General features: G+C 71.6%; 13 protein-coding genes. 8 read left to right on the plus strand and 5 right to left on the minus strand.

Annotation, left to right across the window (positions count from 1 at the left end; translation table 11 throughout):
* Positions 1–448 precede the first annotated feature (448 nt).
* From FNH04_RS03865 to FNH04_RS03875, 3 genes are read left to right on the plus strand one after another with little or no spacing between them, the layout of a single operon-like run.
* Positions 449–754, plus strand: coding sequence for a FeoA family protein (locus FNH04_RS03865; protein ID WP_152780297.1), 306 nt, complete (start codon positions 449–451; stop codon positions 752–754).
* Positions 751–2,700 carry a ferrous iron transporter B gene (gene feoB / locus FNH04_RS03870; protein ID WP_322722562.1) on the plus strand — a complete coding sequence of 650 codons (1,950 nt, stop codon included), beginning with the start codon at positions 751–753 and terminating at the stop codon, positions 2,698–2,700. The genes FNH04_RS03865 and feoB overlap by 4 nt, the downstream gene beginning before the upstream one ends.
* 18 nt (positions 2,701–2,718) lie before the next feature.
* A complete protein-coding gene (locus tag FNH04_RS03875; protein WP_228031089.1) occupies positions 2,719–3,291 on the plus strand; it encodes a NifU family protein in 573 nt (190 codons plus the stop codon).
* 88 nt (positions 3,292–3,379) lie between these two features.
* On the opposite strand, the gene FNH04_RS03880 is transcribed toward FNH04_RS03875, so the two are convergent.
* The 5 genes from FNH04_RS03880 to FNH04_RS03900 are packed head-to-tail and all read right to left on the minus strand — an operon-like array spanning position 3,380 to position 10,841.
* Complete coding sequence (locus FNH04_RS03880; protein WP_228031090.1) at positions 3,380–4,015, minus strand: vitamin K epoxide reductase family protein; 636 nt, start codon at positions 4,013–4,015, stop codon at positions 3,380–3,382.
* Positions 4,012–4,791: a respiratory nitrate reductase subunit gamma gene (narI, locus tag FNH04_RS03885; RefSeq protein WP_228031092.1), complete on the minus strand. Its 780-nt coding sequence runs from the start codon at positions 4,789–4,791 to the stop codon at positions 4,012–4,014. The genes FNH04_RS03880 and narI overlap by 4 nt, the downstream gene beginning before the upstream one ends.
* Entirely contained in the window at positions 4,788–5,609 is an 822-nt protein-coding gene (narJ, locus tag FNH04_RS03890) for a nitrate reductase molybdenum cofactor assembly chaperone (RefSeq protein WP_322722563.1), read from the minus strand. Before narJ ends, narI begins: the two co-directional genes overlap by 4 nt.
* The gene (narH, locus tag FNH04_RS03895; protein ID WP_194236542.1) at positions 5,606–7,132 is read right to left on the minus strand and encodes a nitrate reductase subunit beta; all 1,527 of its coding nucleotides are present in this window, start codon (positions 7,130–7,132) and stop codon (positions 5,606–5,608) included. Before narH ends, narJ begins: the two co-directional genes overlap by 4 nt.
* Before the next feature lies 1 nt (position 7,133).
* On the minus strand, positions 7,134–10,841 hold the full coding sequence (locus FNH04_RS03900) for a nitrate reductase subunit alpha (RefSeq protein WP_152780345.1): 3,708 nt from the start codon (positions 10,839–10,841) through the stop codon (positions 7,134–7,136).
* 456 nt (positions 10,842–11,297) lie between these two features.
* Between FNH04_RS03900 and FNH04_RS03905 the strand changes: the two genes are divergently transcribed.
* From FNH04_RS03905 to FNH04_RS03925, 5 genes are all read left to right on the plus strand, one after another.
* Complete coding sequence (locus FNH04_RS03905) at positions 11,298–12,131, plus strand: DUF2249 domain-containing protein (protein WP_152780303.1); 834 nt, start codon at positions 11,298–11,300, stop codon at positions 12,129–12,131.
* Positions 12,132–12,169: 38 nt separating this feature from the next.
* Positions 12,170–12,670 (plus strand): hypothetical protein, encoded by a 501-nt coding sequence (locus tag FNH04_RS03910; protein ID WP_152780305.1) that lies wholly within the window; start codon positions 12,170–12,172, stop codon positions 12,668–12,670.
* Between the two features lie 406 nt (positions 12,671–13,076).
* Positions 13,077–14,357: a TIGR04053 family radical SAM/SPASM domain-containing protein gene (locus FNH04_RS03915; RefSeq protein ID WP_322722564.1), complete on the plus strand. Its 1,281-nt coding sequence runs from the start codon at positions 13,077–13,079 to the stop codon at positions 14,355–14,357.
* Complete coding sequence (locus FNH04_RS03920; protein WP_152780307.1) at positions 14,354–17,047, plus strand: multicopper oxidase domain-containing protein; 2,694 nt, start codon at positions 14,354–14,356, stop codon at positions 17,045–17,047. The genes FNH04_RS03915 and FNH04_RS03920 overlap by 4 nt, the downstream gene beginning before the upstream one ends.
* Entirely contained in the window at positions 17,047–17,493 is a 447-nt protein-coding gene (locus FNH04_RS03925; RefSeq protein WP_322722565.1) for a hypothetical protein, read from the plus strand. The genes FNH04_RS03920 and FNH04_RS03925 overlap by 1 nt, the downstream gene beginning before the upstream one ends.
* Positions 17,494–17,507 lie beyond the last annotated feature (14 nt).

Genomic DNA, 17,507 nt, shown 5'->3' on the forward strand with positions numbered 1-17,507 from the left:
TTTCCGCGGTCCGGTGATGCTGCTTCCCGAGATCGAACGGGAGGAGGCCACGGGCCGCCGCCTCCATCTGCCGGCTGCGCGTTCTCCATTCCAGAGGCCGCAGTTGGAAGCGGTGTCCTCCCGGCTCGGTCACCGTCCGGCCGCCTGCCACCCGTCCCGGGCGGCCGGACGCGCCCTCGGCACGCTCGGCGCGATGCGCGGCCTTCTCCTGCCTCACCTCGGCGCCACCGAGCACGTCTTGCGACTCGCCGTGCCCGGGCCTGACGTGCGCCTGCCCGTCTGGCAGCCGGCTTGCCCCTTGGGCCGTGTGGCCCGGCTGCGAGGGCCAAGGGGCCCATGCCTGAGGGCCGCAAGCCCCAGGTCTTCGCTGGACAGGCAAGGCTAACTTCACCTTGTTGGTGATCTTTTGCTGGGCGGTTGTGCTCGGCGCAATGCCGTGGAGACACACATGAGTGGCACTGACGGGGTGTTCGAGGAAGCAAACGGCCGGGGGACCACCGTCGTCGACGCCCCACCGCGATCTTTGGCGGACCTGGCACCCGGTACGGCTGTCGTGGTGATCGCGGTCGTCGACGACGGAGAACCCGCTGTTGTCCGCCGACTGCACGACCTCGGATTCACTCCTGGAGCGGTCGTGGAGGTGGTACGCCGGGCGCCCCTGCGTGAACCGGTCCTCTACCGGGTCAGGGACTACGAGGTGTGTCTGCGCCGGGCGCAGGCGGAGTGCGTGCACGTCACCGAGGCGGAGCGGTGAACGCGGGCTGCCACGACGCCGGCGGCGCGGACGCGACCCTGACGGAGGCGCCGCGGATCGCCCTGGTCGGGGCACCCAACTCGGGCAAGACCAGCGTCTTCAACGGCCTCACGGGCCTGCGCGCCAAGACCGGAAACTACCCCGGCGTGACCGTGTCCCGCTTCGTCGGGACGGCCCGGACGGGCCGCCACCGGCACATGGTCGAGGACCTGCCGGGTACCTACAGCCTGGAGCCGATCAGCCCGGACGAGCAGATCACCGTCGACGTACTGGACGGACGACTCGAGGGCGCCGACCGGCCGGACGCGCTGCTGGTCGTCGTGGACGCCACCACGCTGCGGCGCTCCCTCGGGTTCGTCGCCCAGGTCCTGGCCCGCGGGCTGCCGACCTGTGTCGTGGTGACCTTCACCGACGAACTGGCGCGCCGTCAGGGCCGATTGGGCGTCGATGCGTTGGCGCAGGCGCTCGGCGTACCGGTGCTGCCTGTGGTCGGCCACCGCGGGGTGGGCATCGCGCAGCTGCGCGAGCAGCTCACGACCTGGCGCACCTGGCAGGCACCGGCCGTGCCACCGCCCACGCAGCCGGGCGAGCGGGACGCCTGGGCGGACTCGGTCCTGGCCTTCGCCGGCTACCGGCCCCCTGAGCGCCATCGGATGACCCAGCACGTGGACGCGGTGCTGCTGCATCCGGTGTGGGGGACGGCGGTGTTCTTCACGGTGATGGTGCTGTTCTTCCAGACCGTCTTCACCCTGGCCGCCCCGTTGCAGGGCTGGGTGGAATCGCTTGGCGGGTGGCTGTCGGGCCAGGTGGACGCCCACGTCGGCAACCCGTGGCTGTCCGGGCTGCTGGGCGATGCCCTCATCGGCGGTGTCGGCGGCGTGCTCGTGTTCGTTCCGCAGATCGTGCTGCTGTTCCTGCTCCTGGCCCTGTTGGAGGGGGTGGGGTACATGGCGCGGGCGGCGTTCCTGATGGACCGGGTGATGGCCCGCTTCGGCCTGGAGGGCCGGGCCTTCGTGGCGCTGCTGTCGTCGTTCGCCTGCGCGATCCCCGGCATCATGGCCACCCGCACCCTGCCCTCGGCCAGGGACCGCCTGGCCACCATGATGGCCGCCCCGCTGATGGCCTGCTCGGCGCGGCTGCCGGTCTACGTGCTGCTCATCGGCCTGCTGGTCGACCCCTCAGCCGGAGTCGGCCCGTTCGGCGCCCAGGGCCTGGTCATGTTCGGCCTGTACCTGCTGGGCGCGGTCTCGGCAATGCCGGCCGCCTGGGTGTTCAAGAGGCTCGGCGACCGCCACGGACAGGCGATGCCGTTCTTCATGGAGCTGCCGCCCTACCGGCTGCCCGCCCCGCGCGCGGTGCTGGTGGCGATGTGGTCCTCCGCGCGCGCCTTCCTGCGCAAGTGCACGACCGTCATCGTCGCCACCAGCGTCGTGCTGTGGCTGCTGCTCAACCTGCCGTTGCACACGGACGCGCAGCTGCGCGCGGCGGGCGTCGACGCCTCCGACTCCGTCGCGGTGTCCGCCTACAGCGTCGACCACAGCTACGCCGCCGGCCTGGGCCGCCTGGTCGCCCCCGTCTTCGACCCGCTGGGCTTCGACTGGCGCATCAACGTCGGTGTGCTGTCGGCCCAGGGCGCCCGGGAAACCTTCGTCGCCACCCTCGGACAGGTCGCCGCCGCCGAGGACCCCGACCAGCCCGCGCAGGCGCTGGCGAGCATGACCTACTCTGACGGGCCGCGTGCCGGGGAAGTGGTGTTCACGGCGCCCACCATCGCCGCGCTGCTGGTCTACTTCGTGTACGCACTGCAGTGCATGGCCACGGTGGCGGTCCTGCGCCGGGAGACCGGCACCTGGAGATGGCCGACGATCGCCTTCACCTACCTCACCGTCCTGGCCTGGCTGATGGCCTACCTGGCCCGAACGGCCACCGTCCTGCTGGGCGGGTGAGCCGACCCGATGATTCCCATGCACCCCCAGCCAGTCGCCGGCCATCCCGACCGGCTCCGCTGGATCATCCCCGCCGGAACCCTCACCGGCACCGGCCCGCTCGCCGAGGTACCCGCCCCGCTGGCCACGCTGATGGCCGACGGCACCCTCGCGCAGATCATGCTGGAACCCGCGGCTGTCGTCACCCTTCTCGGTCCGGGCCACACCTGGACCGAAGAGGGAGCCCGGGTCCGCACCGCACTCCACGCCGCCCTCGACGACCCCTCTGGATGGATCCCGGCCGTCGGCACCGATCAGGGCCACGACGACACGTTGCTGCACCGCGCGGCACGAGAGGTCCTCGCCGGGGAAGTGGGTGACTTCGCCCGATCCCACGGCGGCACGATCGACCTCGTCGACGTACACGACGGCGTCGTCACCGTCCGCCTCGGCGGCACTTGCGACGGCTGCCCCGCTTCCTGGTTCACGCTTCAGCAACGCCTGGAGAGCCGCTTGCGACGGCACCATCCCGGCCTGCGGGAAGTCCGCAACGTCGCCTCGCCCGTGAGAGGCGGCGCTGTCACGGCGTTTCATCCCGTGAGTGATGTTTGATCCCGTGGTGCCGGGTCGCGCCAGGAAATGGTTGCTTCGCCGGTGAGGCAGGGGCCCCTGAGCGGCTTGTGCGGAGTGCGCCGGCCGGTCAGACCAGGCTGCTCCAGTAGGGCCAGAAGCGGGTGAGGACGAGCAGCACGATGATCCCGTACCAGGCGCCGAGGAGCATCCAGTGCGTGTCCCGGACGACGTAGAGCACGCCCCGGGGCACGGGGACGATTCCCCGTTCCAGGCAGTGCAGGGTGACGTACCAGAAAAGGGCGATCGTGACGCCCCAGACGGCGGCGCAGTAGGGGCAGAGCTTGTTGAGCTCGTAGAGCGACTGTCCGATCAGCCAGTGCGCGAACACCACCCCCACCAGCGCCCCGGCGTCCAGCCCGAGCCACAGCCGGCGGTGCAGGCGCGCCCCGGAGAGCACGGCGACGCCCAGGGCGGTCACGGCGGCAAAGGCGCCCAGACCCAGCAACATGTTGGGGAAGCCGAACAGACTGCCCTGCGGACTGGACATGACGCTGCCGCAGCTCACGACGGGGCTGATGTTGCAGGGCGGCTGGTGGGCGGGGTCGCGCAGCAGCCGCCAGTCGTCCACGGTGAGCTGGAAGGAGGCGAGCCAGCCGACGGTCCCGGTGAGGACCATCACCCAACCCGTGCGGCGGCTCGCGGCCACTGCCTGCGGGCGCCGGGCGCTCGTGGCGTCCGGCGCCCGCGCGGGTCCGTGCCTCATGCGGCTCGCCGGGAGCCCGAGGCCGACCGGGTCCGGCCGCCTGCCGTCGGGGCTGCCACCGCCGCGGTCCGCCGCCGGTAGACCAGGTACGGCCGGGCCAGGTACCCGATCGGGGCGCTCCACACGTGCACCAGCCGGGTGAACGGCCAGGCCGCGAAGAGCAGGAAGGCGGTCAGGGCGTGGAGCTGGAACAGCAGCGGTGCCCCGGCGATCGCCTCCGGATGGGGCTGGAGCACGAACAGGCCGCGGAACCAGACGGAGACGGTGGAGCGGTAGTCGTAGCCGGCTCCGAACACGTTGTGGGCGGCGGTGGCGGTGATGCCCAGCAGGACGGTGGCGGACAGCAGGGGGAAGAGGAACTTGTCGCTGCGGTCGGTGCCCAGCCGGATCCGGCGGGTCAGCAGTCGGCGGGCGCACAGCATGCCCAGTCCCGCGACCATGGCGACGCCCGCGACCGAGCCGGCCCAGACGGCCGTGGTGTGGTAGGCGTGCTCGGTGATGCCGACGGCCTCGGTCCACGAGTCGGGGATGGCGAGTCCCACGACATGCCCGGCGATCACCATGAAGGCGCCGAGATGGAACAGGGGGCTGCCCCAGCGCAACCAGCGGTGTTCGAGGAGCTGGGTGGTACGGGAGGTCCAGCCGAACTGGTCCTGCCGGTAGCGCCAGACGTGCCCGACGGCGAACACGGCGAGGCAGATGTAGGGGACGGCGACCCACAGGAGCAGATCGGCGCCGCTCGCCGAGGCGGCCAAGGGGGAGCGCGCGGTGTTCATCGGGGGCCTTCCGTACGGCTGGTCGGAGCGGGCGGCACATGGGTCGGCGGGGCGGGCAGCGGCGGCACGAAGGTGCCGGGAGGAGCGAACTCCCCCTCCCCGTACGTCCCGTAGGGGTCGAGGCCGACCTCCTCGTTCGGCGGGCCCTCGGCGACGAGCTGGGCCACCGCCGCGCGGTCGGCCTCGGTGGGCGGCGGCAGCAGGGTGAGCAGCGCGGCAAGGACGTGCCCGTAGGGGGAGTCGGCGTCGGTCAGCGCCCGGTGGATCAGCTCCAGCCCGCGCCGATGCCGGCGCAGCGGTGCCTCGCCGCCACCCGGACCCGCCAGGGCGGCGAACTCCAGGACGACCGGGAGATGGTCGGGGAGTTCTCCGCCGTCGGTGTCCCAGCCGGCGGCCCGGTAGCGCTGGTTGAGGGTGAGCAGGGCCATGCCCCGGCGGCGGGTGTCGCCGTGCAGGTAGTAGGTGAGGTAGAGGCTGCTCTTGCGGCGCAGGTCGAACATCTCGACGTAGTGCCGCTCCAGTGCCTCGGGATCCTGTGCGGCGAACCAGCCGGTGAACCGGGCGAGGTGTTCCGCCGCGGGCGTGACCGGCAGGGCCTCCACCACGGTCGTCAACTCCGCCCGAGCTGTGGTCAGTTCGGCGTCGGGGTACTGCAGGAGCAGCGATACGAGCCGCAGTGTCAGCGCTCGGCCCGCCGTCTCCTCGGGTGTGAGCCGGGACGGGCGGCGTACGGCTGCCCGGACGCGGGCGCGGACGAGGGCGGGAATCGATGGGGGTCCCCCCAGGCGTTCGGCACTGGGGGAGGGCAGCGGGCTCACGGACGGCCTCCGGCATTGGTGTTGCGGCGCAGGGTGGGGATGCCGAGCATGATCTTGCGGGGCTCGGTGTCGCCGGACGTCTCGACCGGGCAGCGGTTCTCCATCGCGGTGAGCGCGGCGGCGTCCTCCTTGTGGGCGGCGGGGACGACGTAGCGGTCCTGGTACTTGGCGACGGCGAGGAGGCGGTGCAGGTCCTCCGCCTCGCGGGTGGTGAGGCCGACAGCCTTGAGTACGGCCTCGTCGCCGTCCTCGCCGAGGGTGCGTTCGCGCATGTACGAGCGGAGCGCGGTGAGCTTCATCAGCACCCCGGCGACCACGTCGGTGTCCCCGGCGGTGAACAGTTCCGCCAGGTACTCCAGGGGGATGCGCAGTCGGGTGACGGCGGCGAAGACGTGGTCGGGGTCGTCCTGGTTGCCGCCCGCCGCGTCGACGGCGTCGAGGACGGGGGAGAGCGGGGGCACGTACCAGACCATCGGCATCGTCCGGTACTCCGGGTGGAGCGGGAGCGCCACCCTGTAGCGCATGACGAGGTCGTACACGGGGGAGCGGCGGGCGGCGTCCAGCCAGTCCTCGGGGATGCCCGATTCCCGTGCGGCCGCACGGACTTCGGGGTCGTGCGGGTCGAGGAAGACACCGCGCTGGGCGTCCAGCAGGTCGTGCTCGTCAGGGGTGGCGGCGGCCTCGCCGACGCGGTCGGCGTCGTACAGCAACAGGCCGAGGTAGCGCAGGCGGCCGACGCAGGTCTCGGAGCAGACGGTGGGCTGGCCGGCCTCGATGCGGGGGAAGCAGAAGGTGCACTTCTCGGCCTTGCCGGTGGCGTGGTTGACGTACACCTTCTTGTACGGGCACGCCGTGACGCACATCCGCCAGCCGCGGCAGCGGTCCTGGTCGACGAGGACGATGCCGTCCTCGACACGCTTGTACATCGCCCCGGAGGGGCAGGCGGAGACGCAGGCCGGGTTGAGGCAGTGCTCGCACAGCCGCGGCAGGTGGAAGAGGAAGGTCTGCTCGAACTCGAACTTGACCTTCTCGGCCCATTCCCCGCTCAGGTTGGGGTCACCGCCGGCGTGTTCGGGCGCGCCGCCCAGGCCGTCCTCCCAGTTGGCGCCCCAGGTGATGGCCGTGGGTTTGCCGGTGAGGACGGAACGGGGGCGGGCGACGGGGATGTCCTTCTGGGCAGGGGCGCTGACGAGGTTGTCGTAGTCGTAGGTGACCGGCTCGTAGTAGTCCTCGATGGACGGCAGGTCGGGGTTGGAGAAGAGGGACAGCAGCCGCTTGATCCTCCCGCCGGAGCGCAGGACGAGACGTCCGCGCTTGTCGAGCATCCAGCCGCCCTTCCACTGCTCCTGGTCCTCGTAGCGGCGGGGGTAGCCGACGCCGGGCTTGGTCTCGACGTTGTTGAACCAGGCGTACTCGACGCCGGTGCGGTTGGTCCACGTCTGCTTGCAGGTGACCGAGCAGGTGTGGCAGCCGATGCACTTGTCGAGGTTCATGACCATCGCGATCTGGGCCATCACGCGCATGTCAGTACTCCACATCCTGCGAGCGACGGCGGATGACGGTGACCTCGTCGCGCTGGTTGCCGGTCGGGCCGTAGTAGTTGAAGGCGTAGGTGAACTGGGCGTAGCCGCCCGCGAGGTGGGTGGGCTTGAGCAGCAGCCTGGTGAGCGAGTTGTGGATGCCGCCGCGCCTGCCGCTGACCTCGGTCTTCGGGACGTTCACGTTGCGGTCCTGGGCGTGGTACATGTACACGGTGCCCTCAGGCATGCGGTGGGTGACCACCGCCCGGGCGGCGACGACGCCGTTGCGGTTGTACGCCTCGATCCACTCGTTGTCCTTCACGCCGATCTTCTCGGCGTCCTCCAAGGACATCCAGATCGTGGGTCCGCCACGGGACAGGTCGAGCATGTACTTGTTGTCCTGGTAGTTGGAGTGGATGGACCACTTGGAGTGCGGGGTCAGATATCGGACGGTGACCTCCGCCCGGTCCTTGTCGCGCAGGTGCTCGTCGCTGTAGTGCCGAGGGGTGTTCAACGGGGGCCGGTAGGCGGGGAGTTGCTCGCCGAGTTCGGCGATCCAGTCGTGCTGGACGAAGAAGTGCTGACGGCCGGTGAGGGTGTGCCAGGGCTTCTTGTGCTCGGTGTTGATGACGAACGGTGAGTAGCGACGCCCACCGGTCTCGCTGCCCGACCACTCGTACGACGTCATCACCGAGCGGGGCTGGGTGCGGGTGTCGGCGAAGGTGATCCGCTCCGCCTCGCGCTCGGAGGCGAGTTCCACCAGGCCCTCGCTGCCGGTCTGCTGCTCCAGTGCGCGGAACCCCTCGGTGGCCAGGCGTCCGTTGGTGGTGCCGGACAGGGCGAGGATCGCGTCGCACATGTTGCTCGCGGTGGCGAGCGAGGGCCGTCCGGCGGCGACTCCGTCCCTGACGGTGCCGTTGCGGCGCCGGAGGTCGTCGATCTCCGGGCCCACCTGGACGGAGACACCCTTGGTCGTGGTGCCCAGCTTGTCCAGGAGCGGGCCGACCGCGCGCATCTTCTGCGCGACCGCCCCGTAGTCCCGTTCGATGACGACCAGCTTGGGCATGGTCCGGCCCGGGACCGGCTCGCACTCGCCGGTCTTCCAGTCCCGTACGACCCCACCGGGCTGGGCGAGTTCGTCGGGGGTGTCGTGCAGCAGCGGCACGGCGAGGACGTCGGTGCGGGTGCCCAGGTGATCGGCTGCCAGTTCGCTGAACTTGTCGGCGATCGTGAGGAAGGTGTCGTAGTCGGTGCGGGCCTGCCAGGGCGGGGCGATGGCCGGGGTGAAGGCGTGCACGAAGGGGTGCATGTCGGTCGACGACAGGTCGTCCTTCTCGTACCAGGTCGCGGCCGGCAGGACGACGTCGGCGAGGAGGCCGGTGGACGTCATCCGGAAGTCCATGGTGACCAGCAGGTCGAGCTTGCCCTCGGGGGCCTCCTCCCGCCACACCACGTCCTTCGGCCGGTGCTCGGGCGGGGTCTCCTCCGAGCGGACGGCCGCGTCGGTGCCCAGCAGGTGCCGCAGGAAGTACTCGTTGCCCTTGCCGGAGGAGCCCAGCAGGTTGGCCCGCCACACGGTCAGTACGCGGGGGAAGTTGGCCGGGTCGTCGGGGTCCTCGGCGGCGAACCGCAGCCGCCCGGACTTCAGTTCGTCGACGATGTGCTCGGCGACCTCACGCCCTTGAGCCCTCGCCTCGTCGGTCAGGTCGAGGGGGTTGCGGTTGAAGCCGGGATGCCCCGGGGTCCAGCCCAGCCGCACGGCCTGCGCCAGGCAGTCCGCGAAGCCCTTGCCCTGGAACCTCCCCTTCCCCAGCGGGGAGGCCAGCTCCTCGGGGCCGAACGCCTCGTAGCGCCACTGGTCGGAGTTCAGGTACCAGTAGGAGGTGCCCGCCATGTGCCGGGTGGGCCGCTGCCAGTCGAAGGCGAAGGAGAGGTGCTGCTGTCCGGTGACGGGGCGGACCTTCTCCTGGCCGACGTAGTGCGCCCAGCCGCCGCCGTTGACGCCCTGGCAGCCGGTCATGGTGGTCAGGGCCAGGAAGGCGCGGTAGATGGTGTCGGAGTGGAACCAGTGGTTGGTGCCGGCACCCAGCGCGATCATCGAACGGCCCTGGGTGCGCTCGGCGTTGCGGGCGAACTCCCGGGCGATCCGGGCCGCCTGCTCGGCGGGCACGGAGGTGATGGTCTCCTGCCAGGCCGGGGTGTACGGCTCGGACGCGTCCTCGTACGACGACGGCCAGCTGCCCGGCAGACCCGGCCGCTCCACCCCGTACTGCGCCAGCATCAGGTCGAAGACAGTGGTCACGAGCCGCCCGCCGATCCGGCGGACCGGAACGCCCCGGACCATGACCGAACCGCCCTCGGTGTCGCCCTCGTCGAACCGGGGCAGCGCGATCCCGACGCTCTCCTCGGCCCGCTCCAGCAGGCTCAACTCCGGGACGACATCGCCCAGTTCGAGGTTCCAGCGGCCTCGCCCGGCCTCCCCCCACCGGAAGCCGAGCGAGCCGCCGGGGACCACCGGTTCGCCGGTGGCCCGGTCCAGAAGGACGGTCTTGAACTCCGCGTTCTCTTCGGTCCCCTCCTCCCGGCCGAGGTCGGCCGCCGTGAGGAACCCGTCCGGGACGAGACCGTGTTCGTGCTCGCGCAAGGTCACCAGGAACGGCGCGTCGGTGAACTTCCGCAGGTAGTCCTGGAAGTACGGCACTTCGCGGTCGACCAGGAACTCGCGCAGGATCACGTGCCCCATGGCCATCGCCAGCGCCCCGTCCGTACCGGGGTGGGGGGCGAGCCACTCGTCGGCGTGCTTGACGTTGTCGGCGTAGTCGGGACTCACCGCGACGACCTTGGTGCCGTTGTAGCGGGTCTCGGTCAGGAAGTGCGCGTCCGGCGTGCGGGTCACCGGGATGTTGGAGCCCCACATGATCAGATAGCCGGCGTTCCACCAGTCCGCCGCCTCCGGCACATCCGTCTGGTCGCCGAAGACCTGCGGCGAGGCGATCGGCAGATCGGCGTACCAGTCGTAGAACGACAGCAGCGTGCCGCCGATCAGCGAGTGGAACCGTGCCCCCGCCGCGAACGACGCCATCGACATCGCCGGGATCGGAGAGAAGCCCGCGACGCGGTCGGGGCCGTACGTCTTGACGGTGTGCACCTGGGCGGCGGCGATCAGTTCGCTCACCTCGTCCCAGTCGGCGCGCACCAGGCCACCCTTGCCGCGAGCCCGCTTGTAGGCGCGGGCCTTCGCCGGGTCGGACGTGATCTCGGCCCACGCGGCCACCGGGTCGCCCAGCCGCTTGCGGGCCTCGCGCCACAGCTTGAGCAGCGTGCCGCGGACGTACGGGTAGCGGACCCGGCTGGGGGAGTAGGTGTACCAGGAGAACGACGCCCCGCGCGGGCAGCCGCGCGGCTCGTACTCGGGGCAGTCCGCGCCGATGGACGGGTAGTCGGTGGCCTGGTGCTCCCAGGTGATGATGCCGTCCTTGACGTACACCATCCACGAGCACGAGCCGGTGCAGTTCACGCCGTGCGTGGAGCGCACCACCTTGTCGTGGGCCCACCGGTCCCGGTAGAAGCCCTCCCACTGCTGATCGCCCGTGCCGAAAACGGCACGTCCGTCGGCGGACACCTCACGGCGCGTCAGCAGCCGACGGGCGGCCAGCGGCCACCCTTCACCGGTGCGCGACTCCCGCTGCCGTGCGTTCTGATCGTTCTCCATGACCCGGAACGCTATGCGGCGCACCACGTCCCCCACCTGGGGCCGGCGGTCCCTGACGGCCGGCCTTCCGGCCCCACATGGCCGGCCGCAATAGGGCCCAATGGTCCCTGCGGTGAGGTCCGGTCGGCCGGGGAGTCGGTGCGGCCGGCGTTGCATGCTTGGCATTGATCGAACCGCAGACGCCCATCCGTACGACCGCATTCCGTGCCTGCCAGGTGGCCGAATCCCCCGTCCCCGGCCGCCGCAGGTGTAGCGCGTACGGCGCGTGGCGCCCGGTTCGGTCGCGCGTCCGGCCGCCCCTCGCGGCCGGACGCGGCATCCCTCTTCCCGGCGTCGACTCCCGGCAGGCCCCGGCAGGCCCCAGCAGGCCCCGGGAGGCCCCGGAATGCCCCGGGATGTCATACCCACCCGCACCGGTCGGCCGAGCCGACCGTGACACCTGCTGGAGGCACCGTCATGAGCGTGCTCACCCTCGCCTCGGCCCCCGAGGACGCCACAGCCCTCCAGGCCGCCGAGGCACATCACGCCCGCCTGGCCGGGGAGCTGGCCGGACGGGTGAGGATGCTGCTCACCGCCGTGGACCGCGACCCGAGCACCGCGGAGAAGATCCACACCGGGCTCGTGGCCTTCTGCGACCGCTCGCTGCTGCCGCACGCCGCAGCCGAGGAGGCCGCGCTCTACCCCGCAGCCCACGGCGTGCCCGAGGCCCGCCTGCTCATCGAGAGCCTCATCGGCGAACACCGCTGCCTCACCGCGCTCGTCGACGCCCTGCGTGCCGCACCCGGCCCGGCGGGCGCGGCGGCGGACGCCCGGGCCCTGCAGGTGCTCTTCGAAGAACACATGGCCAAGGAGAACGGCCTCGTACTGCCGCTGCTCGCCATGACGCCGGAAGTTTCCCTGGCCTCGCTACTGACGGACATGCACCACCGGCTTGCGAACGACACGGGCAGCAACAGCGCCCAAGACCACCACGACACCCAGGAAGGACAGGACATGCAAGAAGGGCAGATCGAGGAGAGCGGCGGCTGCGGCGGAGTCTGCGGTTGCGGCGGCGCGGAGGAGACGGCCGAGCCCGAACTGGATGTGCGGGAGGTTCCGCACGCCCTGCGCCACGCCACGGTCTTCGGAGCCCTGGACGCCGTCCCGGCCGGCACCGCGATGGTGCTGGTCGCGCCGCACGACCCGCTGCCGCTGCTCGCGCAGATCGAACAGCGCAGCCCCGGCACCTTCGCCGTGGAGTACCTGGAACGCGGCCCCGCGACCTGGCGGTTGAGGCTCAGCCACCGCTGACCCGAAGCCCCACCTCAAGGAAAGAAGGACAACACATCATGGACGCATCGCACCGTCGCGCCGGCACCCTGATCGCCGCGGTCGCCACAACCCTGGGCGTCGCCGGCCCGGTCATGGTGCTGCGTGGTCGCAGCGGCAGAAAGGAGATCCGCACCGAGCTGGCCGCTCAGAAGATCACCTTCCCCCATCACGGGCTGCCTGCCGACCTCGCCGCCTACGCCGGCCGACGCGTGGAAACCGGCCCCGAAGCGCATGCCTACGCCGAGTTCATCAAGGGCAATCTCGCCCATGCCACCGGCGGCCGCACCTACGCCGAGATCACCACCGAGCTGCACGCCGCCGGAGGCGACGACGAGAAGCTCTCCAAACTGCGCCAGACCGCGTTCATGGGCCAGACCCTGCGCGGTTCTCTGCTCTCCGCCTACCAGGCATGGCACCTCACCACCCTGGTCATGGGCCTCGGTGCCCTGCTGACCGGTGCCGGAGCGGCCCTGATGGCCACCGCGAGAACCCTGGGCGCGGATACGCGCTGCTCCTGACCACCGGTCATGCGGCATCCCCCTCGGTCAGCCCCGCCGCGATCACGGTAACCGCGCTGCGTGCAGACGACTGGCTCAGGGGCCGTGCGCCTGGAGCACCGCGTGCGTTCGGACGGGCCGTTCGGCCCTGGCGCGACGGTCGGACCCAGGGCCCGTCGGCCCACCGGCGAGGGACTGATCGGCCGCCGCGCCGGCCCGGGGCGGCGGCGCATGCTGATCAGCGAACGATCCGGAGGTATCCCGTGTACTACTGCAACCAGCATCCGTGCGGCCGACTCCGCTGCCGTCCCCCGTCACGGATGCTGCGCACGGGCCGGGTCGGTCACCGTCCGGCCGCCCGCCTCGTCTGCCCTGACTCCCGGGTGGCCGGACGAACGATCCGTACGAGCCGAGGCCGGAGGGCCCGGTGAGCGGCGCCCGCGCGATCCGACGGCAGCACCAGAACGTCGCGGACCGGCCGTTCATCGTGATCTGGGAGTCCACCCGTGCCTGCCCGCTGGCCTGCCTGCACTGCCGAGCGGAGGCCGTGCCGAACCGCGATCCGCGGGAGCTGGACACCAGCGCGGCCAAGGACCTGCTGGACCAGGTGGCCGCCTTCGGGCAGCCCGCCCCGATCTTCGTGATCACCGGCGGCGACCCGTTCCAGCGTCCCGACCTGACGGAGCTGATCGCGTACGGGAAGGAGGTGGGCGTACGGGTCGCCGTATCGCCCTCCGGCACCCCCACGCTCACCCCGGAGCGGCTGCGGGAGGTGCACACCGCGGGTGCGGTCGGGCTCTCCCTCAGCCTGGACGGATCCACCGCCGAACTGCACGACGGGTTCCGCGGCGTGCCCGGCGTGTTCCGGTGGACTCTGGACGCGTGGGACGCGGCCCGCGCGATGGGCATGAAGGTGCAGATCAACACCACGGTCACCCGGCACAACCTGCATGACCTCCCCGACATCGTCCGCCTGGTGGCCGAGCACGGCGCGATGCTGTGGAGTGCCTTCTTCCTGGTGCCCACGGGACGTGGCCGCGCCCTTGGCGCACTGACCTCGGCCGAGGTGGAGGATGTCCTCAACTTCGTCCACGACGTGGGTCTGACCGTGCCGGCGAAGACCACCGAGGCCCACCACTTCCGCCGCGTCGCCCTGCAGCGCCAGGTCCTCGCCGCCACCGGCGACGACCACGTGGCGGTACTCGGACTCGGTTCTCTGTACCGGGAGTTGCGCGATCGGGTGGCCGAGCTGGGCCTGGACGCCGCAGCGCGCCGGGCCAGGCGACCGCCCCTGGACGTCAACGCGGCCCGCGGCTTCGTCTTCGTCTCCCACACCGGCAGCGTGCATCCCAGCGGCTTCCTGCCGTTGGGTGCCGGAAGCGTGCGCGAGACACCGCTGACGGAGATCTACCGCGACTCCGAGCTGTTCACCGGGCTCAGAGACCCCGACCGGCTGGGCGGCCGATGCGGCCGGTGCGAGTTCCGCCGCGTCTGCGGCGGCTCGCGATCGCGCGCATACGGCGTCACCGGCGACCCGTACGCCGAGGAGCCCTGGTGCGGCTACGCCCCCGGCTCCTTCCCCCACCAGCGGGAACTGGCCGCGCTGCTGTCCGGCGGCGTCGGCGCGGAGGACGGGCCGATCCCTCGGCACAGCGCGTCCCTCGAGAACCGGGGCGAGAGTTCGGCCAAGCACCAAGGAGTGGCATGACCAGCATCGCCAGTGGGCCTCCCGGGACCGGCGACGTGAGCGGGCCCGGCAAGGACGACGCGAGCGGGCCCTCCAAGTACCCCAACAGATTCAGGGCGTCCGGTGTGAAGGCCCGTCATCTGCGCGCCCACGTCCTGGTCGTGGGGTGGCTGGGCCTTGCCCTGCCGGCGGTCGCGGCGCAGGAGTCGCTGCCGGTGGCGCGCTGGCTCGCCGTGCACATGTTCCTGCTCGGCGCGGTCACCACCGCCATCCTGATCTGGAGCGAGCACTTCGCCGTCGCCCTGCTGCACGCGAAGATCCCCGACGCACGATGGAGTGCCGCCCGGCTCGCGACGGCGAACCTCGCCGTGGCCGGGCTCCTCATCGGAGTGTGGACCGTACAGCCCGTGCTGACCGCAGTCTCCGCCGCGTTGCTGGTGGTCGCGGCCGCCGCGCACCTGGTGATGCTGCTCCGCCTCGGGCGGGGCGCGCTCGGCGGACGGCTCAAGCCGATCGTCTCCTACTACCGGGCGGCCACGGCTGCCCTGATCGCCGGTGCCCTCCTCGGCTGGATGCTGGCCACCGGCGGTGCTGGCGGCCCCGACCGGTACGCCGGGCTGCGCCTGGCCCACGTCCACGTCACGCTGCTCGGCTGGATCGGGCTGCCCGTCCTGGGCACGCTGTTCATGCTGTGGCCGACCGTGCTGGGCGTACGGATGAAGGACCGCACCACGAAGGTGTCCCGGTGGGTGCTGTGGCTCACCGGCAGTGGACTGCTGGTGACGGTCGCCGCACTGGCTCTCGGCCGGCGCTGGCCCGCTGCGGCGGGCCTCACCCTCTACGCGGCGGGAGTGGCCCTGGCCGTCAACCTGCTGGTCCGCACCGTACGCGGCAACCGGCCCGTCTCCGCGGCGGCGGCCTGGATGCTCGCCGCGGCCACCTGCTGGCTGCTGATCGCGGTCGCGGCAGATCTCGCATGGCTGGTCACCCGGCCGCTCGCGGCGGCACAGACCGGGATCGACGCCCTGCTCCCGGTACTGCTCATCGGCTTCGTCGCCCAGATCCTGATCGGCGCCCTCACCTATCTGCTCCCGGTCGTCCTCAGCAGCGGCCCGAAGGACCGCGCCGCCGTGCGGGCGGTGCTGGAGCGTGGCTGGCTGACACGGCTGGTGGCGCTCAACACCGGTGTCGCGCTGGCGGCACTCCCGCTGCCCGGCCCGGCCGCCACGACCGGCGTGCTGCTGGCCGCGCTGGCCGGGGCCGCGTTCCTCGCCCTCGCGGTGCCCGTGCTCGTCCACAGCGGCCGGAGGCTGACGCCGGACGCGGACAAGGCCGGCGTGTCACGGCGCCCGGCCCTGTGGGGCACCGCCGCGGGCGCCCTCCTGACCGTGCTGGCCGTGCTCGTGGCCAACAGCGGCGGGGAGACGAGCGGCGGGACGAGCGCCGCCGGGACGTCGGGCGTGGGCGCCGGGACCACCCGCACGGTCGACGTCACCCTGGCCGACATGCGCATCCGCCCGGCCCGCATCGAGGTGGCCGCAGGCACCGCAGTGCGGCTGAAGGTCACCAACAACGACGCACAGCGCCACGACCTCAAGGTCGAGGACGGTCCCGCCACCCCGATGCTCGCCCAGGGCGACACCCGAGTCCTCGACCTCGGACCGGTCGCCAAGAACCGCGAGGCGTGGTGCACCCTGCCGGGCCACAAGGCGGCCGGGATGACCATGGACATCGTCGTGAAGGACGAGAAGGACGAGAAGGACGAGAACGGCGAGAACGACGACACGGCGACGGACAGCAGCGCACACGAGGGGCACGAGTCGGCCGCCGACGGCGGCGGCCTGGACCTCTCCGCCGACTTCTCCACCGGCTGGCAGTCACGTGACGCCGACCTGACCCCCGCACCCGGCGGGACGGTCCACAAGGTCGAACTGCACGCCGCGCACACCACGGTCGAGGTCGCCCCGGGCGTCAAGCAGCAGATGTGGACCTTCGGCGGCACCGCACCGGGCCCCACCCTGCACGGCAAGGTCGGCGACGTCTTCGAGGTCACCCTCGTCAACGACGACCACGGCATGGGCCACGGCATCGACTTCCACGCCGGCTCTCTCGCCCCCGACCGGCCCATGCGCACCATCCAGCCCGGCGAGCGCCTGGTCTACCGCTTCCGTGCCGAGAAGGCCGGAGCATGGCTGTACCACTGCAGCACCAAACCGATGCTCCAGCACATCGGCAACGGCATGTACGGCGCCGTCGTCATCGACCCGCCGGGCCTCGCGAAGGTGGACCACGAGTACGTACTGGTCTCCTCCGAGCTCTACCTCGGCACCCCGGGCAGCACCGCGCAGGTGACGAAGATGCGTGCAGGCACCCCGGACGCCTGGGTGTTCAACGGCGTCGCCAACCAGTACGCCCAGCAGCCCCTGAAGGTGAGGGCCGGTGAGCGGGCCCGCTTCTGGGTGGTCGCCGCCGGACCCGGCGACGGCATCGCCTTCCACGTCGTCGGCACCGTCTTCGACACCGTGTACAAGGAAGGCGCCTACCTCCTCGAACCGAACCAACCGGGCGGCGCCCAGGTACTGGACCTGGCCCCGGCACAGGGCGGCTTCGTCGAGACGACGTTCCCCGAGGCCGGCCACTACGCCTTCGTCGACCACGACATGCGCCACGCCGAAGCAGGTGCGCACGGCATGGTGGAGGTGAGCAAGTAGTGGACACCGTCGGCTGGTGGTCCCTGGTGCGGTTCGCGCACGTGGCCGGTGCCGCCCTGTGGGTCGGTGGCCAACTGGCGCTCTCCCTGGTGATCCTTCCGCTGGCCCGCCACCTGCTCGCCCCCGAGGCCAAGGACCGCTTCACAGCCGCGGCCGGCCGCCGCTTCGGGATGCTGACCGGAGCGGTGTTCCTGCCTGTGCAGCTGGCGACCGGCTGGGCCATGGCGTGGCACAGGGGGGTCACCTGGGCCTCGCTCGCCGAACCCGGCTACGGCCGCACGCTGGCGACCAAGCTCGCCCTCTTCGTGGTGGTGATGCTCGCCGCGGCCGGACACGGCATCGCCCACGCCAAGGGCCGCGCCGACCTGGCCCGGGCCCTGGCGGTCGTCTCCCTCGTCGGCTCACTCGGCGTCGTCCTGCTTGCCACCGCCCTGCCCACCACCTGACCAGCGGCCACGAC

The organism is Streptomyces phyllanthi, assembly GCF_009377205.1.
Lineage (GTDB): Bacteria > Actinomycetota > Actinomycetes > Streptomycetales > Streptomycetaceae > Streptomyces > Streptomyces phyllanthi.